Here is a 3,629-nt window from a genome sequence, read left to right on the forward strand (position 1 = left end):
CGCTGGCACAAGAAGCGGAGAAGTTAGCTCAAAAAGCGCGACAGCTGCCCCAACTGGTGAACGTGGATACGGATTTAAGACTCAATCAACCAGAGTTGATTCTGACGATTAACCGGGAGCAAGCTGCTAATTTGGGTGTGTCGGTGCGAGATATTTCCCGCACGCTGCAAATTCTCTTGGGCGGACAAGAAATTACCAGCTTTAACCGGGAGAATCGGCGCTATGAGGTTGTGGTGCAAGCAGACGATCGCTTCCGCGCTTCTCCTGAGAATATTCGCGAGTTTTATGTGCGTTCCCAGCCCGGACAAATGATTCCGCTGACTAACTTGGTGAAGGTGACTCCTTCAACGACGCCTCCTCAAATCAATCACTTTAATCGATCGCGAGCTGCTACTATTTCTGGTAGTCCCGCTCCGGGTCAAAGTTTGGGTCAGGCTCTCGATGCTTTGCAGAATCTGGCGCAGCAGCAACTACCGACTGATATCCGCACTACTTTGTCGGGTGAGTCGCTGGAGTTTAAAGAAGCCGGTCAATCGACAATTTATATTTTCGGTCTGGCTTTAGCATTTATTTTCCTGGTTTTGGCTGCCCAGTTTGAAAGTTATATCGACCCTTTAGTGATTCTGTTAGCTGTACCCCTGTCCCTGTTGGGTGCTTTTGGGGCTTTGTTGCTGCGGGGTTTGGATTTAAATGTGTACAGCCAAATTGGTTTGATTATGCTGATCGGTTTGGTGACGAAAAACTCGATTTTGATCGTCGAATTCGCCAACCAATTGCGCCAAGAGCAGAATTTGCCGATCGCCAAAGCTGCTATTGAGGCTGGTTTGGTGCGGTTTCGTCCTATACTGATGACGGCATTTTCCACTATTTTTGGCTTAATTCCGCTGGCTATCGCTACCGGTGCCGGTGCTGCCAGCCGGGTTTCTTTGGGAATGACCGTCTTAGGGGGTATGCTAATTTCTACCTTCTTGAGCCTTTACATAGTGCCGGTGTTTTACGTCATCGCTACTTCGGCTCAAGCTCGGCTGATGAAAGGGCGTCGGGAATAGGAAAGTCAAAAGTCAAAAGTCAAAAGTCAAAACTAGGAATTTATTGGATTTAAATAGCCAATTTTCGTTTTAACGCCATATAGATCGATATTTCTCCTTTTTGCTCTTATTTTTGACTTTTAAATTTTGACTTTTGACTTCCTTCCCTCTTCCCGACGCCCTAGTTTGCACAAATTATCAGCCATCTAGGCAGCAAACGATTCCAAAATATATGCCAAAATTTCGTCATTTTGTGGTTGTGAGTGTGAGTGCTGCGTTAGCAGAGTTGACAACGATTCTCGGTAGCAGTACGCCTAGTTTTGCTCTAAACAATGAGTTGTGTCGGGACGCTGCGTGCCATGTCTCGACATCCCACGATAACGGTGTGCTGACTCAGAATCGTTTACCCAGCCGTCAAACTGGGGTAGAGCAGCACATCGTCAAAAATCAAGATAATGCTAATAATGCGTCATTAGGGGCGGATTTGCACATTGAAATGTCAAACGATCGCTATAATACTGCCGACAAAAACCGATTAATCGCTCAAAATCGCGTCCCGGAAACTTTAGTCCCCAGCAATCTCCAACCCAATCCCAATCCTTTACAGTTTCCGACTCGACCGGAAGAAGTGAATATAGAGGTGACGCAGCCCCTGACGCTGCAACAAGTTTTGGAACTGGCGCGGCGTAACAATCGACAGCTTCAGATCGCGTTGCTTGAGCTGGAACGGACGCGGGCGGCGCTGCGAGAGGCGCAGGCGGCTTTATATCCTACGGCGGATCTGCAAGTGGATGCTGCTGGTGGACGATCGACTCAGAGCGAATTGAGTATTGAGCGAGCAAATCGGCAAGGGGTAGATCAAATAGAAGAAGGCTCGTTTAGCATTAACGGAACGTTGGGATTGAGTTACGATCTGTTCACCGGCGGTCGTCGCGCTGCCCAAATTCGGGCAGCGGAAGAACAGGTGCGGAACAGCCAGCTGGAAGTCGAGCGTTTGAGCGAACAAACTCGTCTGGACATCACGAGTGCTTATTACGATTTGCAACAATCCGACCAACAAGTCCGCATTTCCCAGGCGGCTGTGGAGAACGCCCAGCAGAGTTTGCGGGATGCCCAACTACTGGAGCGGGCTGGATTGGGAACTCGATTTGATGTCCTGCGTGCCCAAGTTCAGCTGGCTAATGAAAACCAAAATTTGATTCGCGATCGCTCTCAACAGCAAATCAATCGTCGCGTTCTGGCGCAGTTATTAAGTCTGCCCCAGTCTGTGAATCTTTCTGCTGCCGATCCGGTGGAAATTGCAGGTTTGTGGGATTTAACGCTGGAGCAAAGCATCATACAAGCTTTTCAGAACCGTGCGGAATTGCAACAGCAGTTAGCCCAAAGAAATATCAACGAAGAGTTGCGACGCGCCGAGCTGGCTGCCCGCAAACCTCAGCTCAATTTATTCGCCAATTACAATGTTTTAGATGTATTTAACGACGGTCTTGGAATTGCCGATGGCTACTCTATAGGAGCAAGGCTGCGCTGGAGTTTGTTTGATGGCGGATCTGCACAAGCTAGAGCTGCTCAGCGACAAGCTGACAAAGAGATCGCCGAAACTCGCTTTGCCGATACCCGCAATCAAATCCGCTTGCAGGTGGAACAATCTTATTACCAGTTGCAATCGAACTTGGAAAATATTCAAACCTCTAATGTCGCCTTGGATCAAGCGAGGGAAGCTCTCCGTCTGGCTCGTTTGCGCTTTCAGGCAGGTGTGGGCACTCAAACTGAGGTGATCGATGCCGAAACTGAATTAACGCGGGCGGAAGGTAACCGGGTACGAGCTATTATCGACTACAATCGGGCAAATCTGCAACGGTCTATTAGCAACCTTTCTAGCAGCGCTCCTGCTGTTTCTCGCTAACTTAGAATTTCGGCTCAATTGACCGCCTGACTGGTAGCACGTCAGGCCAGTTTTGTCATAGCAGCGACATAATTTGTAATATTTCTTAAAATAAGGTAAATTTAAGTAAAATAAAATGATAGCTATGAAGGGCTTGCGGTTATGGAGACTTTGACGCAGAAGGCATCTTTAATGGGTAATATCAAATTTGTCAAGGAAAATACAGAAATAGTTGTAGCCAGCGGTGCTAATTTAAGACAGAAAATGCTGGAAAATAAGATCGACCTTTACACTTTCATGGGAAAAGCCATGAATTGTGGGGGTTACGGTCAATGCGGTACCTGCGTTGTCGAGATTGCTGAAGGTATGGAAAACCTTTCGCCGCGTACTGAGGTGGAAAATCGGAAACTGAAGAACAGGGGCCAAAATTGCCGTCTGGCCTGTCAAACGATCGTAAATGGCCCAGTTAGCGTGGTTACGAAGCCGTCCAAACGTTAAGTAGGTTGTTTGTTTTGAGCGCTTTGTGCTGCTCGTCAGGTATTTCTAGAGCGCCAGTCCAGTACTTACAAAAACGAGGTTATTCTCATCCTTAAGAAACCTAGTTTTTAGCTCCAATGAGCCAATACTGGACTGACAATAAATTTGAGTCTGCTACCTTCTTTTTCGGGCTCAATGTTCTTATCGATCTCCCCCACTCCCCCACTCCCCCGCTCCCT

The 3,629-nt window shown here is 47.8% G+C and carries 3 protein-coding genes; all 3 read left to right on the forward strand.

Annotation, left to right across the window (positions count from 1 at the left end):
• On the forward strand, positions 1-1,049 hold a 1,049-nt coding region (locus H6S82_RS23935; RefSeq protein WP_191056820.1), incomplete at its 5' end, for an efflux RND transporter permease subunit.
• 133 nt (positions 1,050-1,182) lie between these two features.
• The gene (locus H6S82_RS23940; RefSeq protein WP_242057091.1) at positions 1,183-2,934 is read left to right on the forward strand and encodes a TolC family protein; all 1,752 of its coding nucleotides are present in this window, start codon (positions 1,183-1,185) and stop codon (positions 2,932-2,934) included.
• A 171-nt stretch (positions 2,935-3,105) separates the two neighbouring features.
• Positions 3,106-3,411 (forward strand): 2Fe-2S iron-sulfur cluster-binding protein, encoded by a 306-nt coding sequence (locus tag H6S82_RS23945; RefSeq protein WP_190473926.1) that lies wholly within the window; start codon positions 3,106-3,108, stop codon positions 3,409-3,411.
• Positions 3,412-3,629 lie beyond the last annotated feature (218 nt).

It is taken from the genome of Planktothrix sp. FACHB-1355 (genome assembly GCF_014748295.1).
In the GTDB taxonomy this organism is placed as follows: Bacteria; Cyanobacteriota; Cyanobacteriia; order Cyanobacteriales; family Aerosakkonemataceae; genus Aerosakkonema; species Aerosakkonema funiforme_A.

Bases quoted from the DNA above. Each gene is read 5' to 3' on its own strand.
- H6S82_RS23945 (WP_190473926.1), top strand. From the start codon at position 3,106: ATGGGTAATATCAAATTTGTCAAGGAAAATACAGAAATAGTTGTAGCC.